This is a genomic window from uncultured Aquincola sp. (assembly GCF_964001545.1).
Taxonomy (GTDB): domain Bacteria; phylum Pseudomonadota; class Gammaproteobacteria; order Burkholderiales; family Burkholderiaceae_C; genus Aquincola.
Genome location: NZ_CAXFDV010000845.1, coordinates 1 through 4,008 on the forward strand (window position 1 = coordinate 1; position 4,008 = coordinate 4,008).

The 4,008-nt window shown below is 68.8% G+C and carries 6 protein-coding genes; 2 read left to right on the forward strand and 4 right to left on the reverse strand.

From position 1 onward, the window contains the following. Positions 1–156: 156 nt before the first annotated feature. Both ABNT58_RS29125 and ABNT58_RS29130 read right to left on the reverse strand, forming a co-directional pair. Complete coding sequence (locus ABNT58_RS29125) at positions 157–372, reverse strand: DUF2788 domain-containing protein (protein ID WP_348756838.1); 216 nt, start codon at positions 370–372, stop codon at positions 157–159. Beyond that, positions 372–1,157 (reverse strand): DUF2189 domain-containing protein, encoded by a 786-nt coding sequence (locus ABNT58_RS29130; RefSeq protein ID WP_348756839.1) that lies wholly within the window; start codon positions 1,155–1,157, stop codon positions 372–374. The genes ABNT58_RS29125 and ABNT58_RS29130 overlap by 1 nt, the downstream gene beginning before the upstream one ends. 88 nt (positions 1,158–1,245) lie before the next feature. Here ABNT58_RS29130 and ABNT58_RS29135 point away from each other — a divergent pair, with 88 nt between their 5' ends. Continuing rightward, positions 1,246–2,319 (forward strand): calcium/sodium antiporter, encoded by a 1,074-nt coding sequence (locus tag ABNT58_RS29135; protein WP_348756840.1) that lies wholly within the window; start codon positions 1,246–1,248, stop codon positions 2,317–2,319. 119 nt (positions 2,320–2,438) lie between these two features. Continuing rightward, a complete protein-coding gene (locus tag ABNT58_RS29140; RefSeq protein ID WP_348756841.1) occupies positions 2,439–2,657 on the forward strand; it encodes a hypothetical protein in 219 nt (72 codons plus the stop codon). Positions 2,658–2,740: 83 nt separating this feature from the next. Here ABNT58_RS29140 and dctP read toward each other — a convergent pair whose 3' ends face one another. Both dctP and ABNT58_RS29150 read right to left on the reverse strand, forming a co-directional pair. Further along, positions 2,741–3,835: a TRAP transporter substrate-binding protein DctP gene (dctP, locus tag ABNT58_RS29145; protein WP_348756842.1), complete on the reverse strand. Its 1,095-nt coding sequence runs from the start codon at positions 3,833–3,835 to the stop codon at positions 2,741–2,743. Positions 3,836–3,866: 31 nt separating this feature from the next. Next, positions 3,867–4,008: SDR family oxidoreductase (locus tag ABNT58_RS29150; RefSeq protein ID WP_348756843.1), on the reverse strand; the 142-nt coding region annotated here is incomplete at its 5' end.

Here is a 4,008-nt window from a genome sequence, read left to right on the forward strand (position 1 = left end):
CCGGCGCCTGCCAGGGTCAGGGCAGGTGGGGTGCTTGCCGCAGGGACATAAAGGAGGAGGCTTCGGCCCAGCGGGCCGAAGCCGGGGGACAGTCCCGGAGGTAAGCACCGCACCTGCCCAGCGCACAAGCGCATCCAGACAAGCCGAGTCAGAACCTCACTCGATCCCGGACAAGAAGAACTTGATGACCCCTTTGGCCGCAAACCCCACCAGCCCCAAGCCCAGCCCCAGCAGCAACACGAAGGTGCCGAACCGCCCGGCCTTCGACTCGCGCGCCAGATTCAGGATGATGAAGACCATGTAGAGCATGAAGGCGCCCAGGCCGAAGGTCATGCCGAACCAGGCGAACTGTTCTTCGGTGAAGCCGAACATCAGGCTTGCTCCGGTGCCACCAGGTCGCGGTAGGCATGCCAGCTGGCATGGGCCAGCCAGGGGGCCACCACCACCAGGCCCAGCATCGCGGGCAGCATGCCCAGCACCGTAAGGCCGGTGAGCAGCACCGCCCACAAGGCCAGCGGCGCCGGGTTCTCCAGTACCGCGCGCCAACTGGTGAACACCGCGCCCAGGATGCCGATGCGCCGGTCCAGCAGCAGCGGAATGGCCACCACGCTGGAAGCGAACACCGGCGCCGCCAGCAACGCGCCCACCCCCAGCCACACCTCGAACAGCCAGCCCTGCTCGGCCAGCACCACGCGGCGCAGAAACATCAGCGGGTCGGTGATCGGCTCGGGCGACAGGCCGGTGATCACCGCCGCCGAGGTGACCACCCAGCCGGTGCCGGCAAAGGCCAGCAGCACGCCGAACACCACCAGGCGGCCATCGTTGGGCACCCACACCTGCAGCGCGCTGCCCAGGTCGGCCGGCTCGCCACGCTCCAGCCGGCGGCTCACCTGGTAAAGCCCCGTGGCCACGATGGGACCCACCAGCAAAAAGCCGGTGAAGGCGCCGGTGAGCAGCCAGAACTGCCGGTGGGCCACCAGTGCCAGCAGCAGGCCGAAGGCGGCCAGCGCCAGGCCATGCAGCAGGCCGGGGGCGGGGCAGCGGCGCAGGTCGCGCCAGCCCAGGGCCAGCCAGTACAGCGGTTGCAGCAGGCCGATGCGGCGCACCGCATGGCGGCGGGTGTCCTGCAGGGCGCGGGGCGCGAGCGGTGGTGTCATCCGCCCATGCTCGCAGGCCGGGGCCTGAGGCGCCTTGATGCGCGTCATGCCATGTGACACTGGTGCTTCTTGCCAAAGGAGCGCGTGGATGACGCTGGTCTGGTTCGTGGCGGGCCTGGTGGCCCTGGTGGCGGGCGCCGAGCTGCTGGTGCGCGGGGCTTCGCGGCTGGCGCTGGCCTGGGGCCTGTCGCCGCTGGTGGTGGGCTTGACGGTGGTGGCCTTCGGCACCAGCGCGCCCGAAACCGCGGTATCGCTGGGCGCCGTGTTCAGCGGCCGCACCGACATCGCGGTGGGCAACGTGGTGGGCAGCAACATCTTCAACGTGCTGTTCATCCTGGGCATCTCGGCGCTGATCGTGCCGCTGACGGTGGCGCGGCAGGTCATCCGCCAGGAGGTGCCCATCATGATCGGCGCATCGGTGCTGCTGCTGGCGCTGGGGCTGGACGGCACGCTCAGCCGGCTCGATGGGCTGTGGCTGGTGGGCCTGCTCATCGCCTACACGGCGGCTTTGGTCATCCAGTCGCGGCGCGAGGCGTCGGCCCAGGCCGCCAGCGAAGACAGCGGCGCGGGGCATGCGGGCGGCCATTGGGCCCTGCAGCTGCTGCTGGTGATCGGCGGGCTGGTGCTGCTGGTGCTCGGCTCCAACTGGCTGGTGGACGCGGCCGTGACCCTGGCCCAGGCATTGGGTGTCAGCGACCTGGTGATCGGCCTGACCGTGGTGGCCGCCGGCACCTCGCTGCCCGAGGTGGCCACCTCGGTGATGGCCGCCGTGCGTGGCCAGCGCGACATCGCCGTGGGCAACGTGGTGGGCAGCTGCACCTTCAACCTGCTGGGCTGCCTGGGCTTGTCGGCGTTGCTGGGGCCACAGGGGCTCACGGTGCCGCCTTCGCTGCTGCACTTCGACATCTGGGTGATGATCGCCGTGGCCTTCGCCTGCCTGCCGTTCTTCTTCACCGGGCGGCAGATCGCGCGCTGGGAAGGCGCGGTGTTTTTGGCCTACTACGCGGCCTACACCGCCTACCTGGTGCTGCGGGCCCAGCACCACGATGCGCTGCCGGCCTTCAGCCACCTGATGCTGGGCTTCGTGCTGCCGCTGACGCTGATCACCATCGTGGTGTCGGTGATCCGCCCAACAGAGCGCCAGGCGCCGCCAGCAGGTTGAAGCGCAGGCGCTGGCAAGCCTTTGTCGGGCCTGTCCGACACGCGCGCAAGGCGTGTGCTTCTGTTGCAGGAAGGGCCTGCTGCCTAAGCTTGTGCCATCACTTTCACGGAGACCTTCTCATGAAGACCTTGCAGCGCGGCGCAATCCTGGTGGCTGGCCTGGTGACGGCGGTGCTGGCCACCGGCTGTTCCAGCATGAGCGATTGCCAGAAGGGCACGGCCGTGGGCGCCGGCGTCGGCGGCGTGGCCGGTTCGGTGTTGAGCGGGGGCAGTACTGCAGGCACCGTGGGCGGCGCAGTGGCAGGCGGCCTGCTAGGCGCGGGCGGTCGCTGCAACTGATGGATCGGGCCAGGCCCGACCCTCGCTTCTTTCACTGGCAGAAGGCCCGGGCACGCCCGGGCTTTTTGTCGTCTGCGTCGGGCTCAGCTGCGGCGGCGCATGCTGGCCATGTAGTTGTCGAAAGGCTGCTCGCAGAACTGCTGCCACAGCAGCTGCTCGTCCCTGAACCTGGCCCAGTGGGCGTGGATCTTCTTGAAGGCCGGGCTCTTGTCGGCCAGCTCGGTGTACAGCTGGCCGGCGGCGGTGTAGCTGGCGTCCATCACCGCCTTGGGGAAGGCGCGCAGCTGGGCACCGCCCGTCACCAGCCGCTTGAGGGCGGCCGGGTTGCCGATGTCGTACTTGGCGGTGCTCCACTGGTTGGCCTCGGCTGCAGCGGCCTTGATGGCCGCCTGGTACATCGGCGGCAGCGAGGCCCAGGCCTTCTGGTTGATGAACAGCGGCAGCGTGGCCGAGCCTTCCCACCAGCCGGGGTAGTAATAGAACTTGGCCACCTTGTGCAGGCCGAGCTTCTCGTCGTCGTAGGGGCCCACGAACTCGGCGGCGTCGATCACGCCTTTTTCCAATGACGGGTACAGGTCGCCGGCGGCCAGCTGCTGCGGCACCACGCCCAGCCTGGACAGCACCATGCCGCCCAGACCGCCGATGCGGAACTTCAGACCCTTCAGGTCTTCGACGGTCTTGATCTCCTTGCGGTACCAGCCGGCCATCTGCGCGCCGGTGTTGCCGATGGGCAGGTGGTACAGGCCGAAGCCGGCATAAAACTCGTTGAGCAGGTCGTTGCCACCGCCTTCGTACAGCCAGGCGTTCTGGCCGCGGGTATTCAGGCCGAAGGGCATCGCGGTGCCAAAGCCGAAGGCCGGGTCGCGGCCGATGTAGAAGTAGCTGGCGCTGTGGCCGGCTTCCACGGTGCCGTCCATCACCGCGTCCAGCACCTGCAGCGGCGGCACCAGTTCACCGGCCGCATGCAGGCTGATCTTGAAGCGGCCGTCGGTCAGCTCGGCCACCCGCTTGACCGCCAGGTCGACCGCGCCGTAGATGGTGTCCAGCGTCTTGGGGTAGCTGCTGGCCAGGCGCCAGCGGATCTCGGGATGCTGGCCTTGCGCAAGAGCCGGCGCGGCCAAGGTGCCTGCGGCGGCGCTGCCGATCGCGGCGCGGGTGATGAACTTTCTACGTTGCATGGGCTTGTCTCCTCAGCGTGTTGTTATCAGGTCAGACACATCTTGCGCCGTCCACCTCGATGCAGACGCCCGAGATGAACGCGGCCTCGTCGCTGGCCAGGTAGAGCGCCGCATTGGCCACGTCCAGCGCGGTGCTGAAGCGGCCCAGCGGAATGGTCGCCAGGAACTTGGCG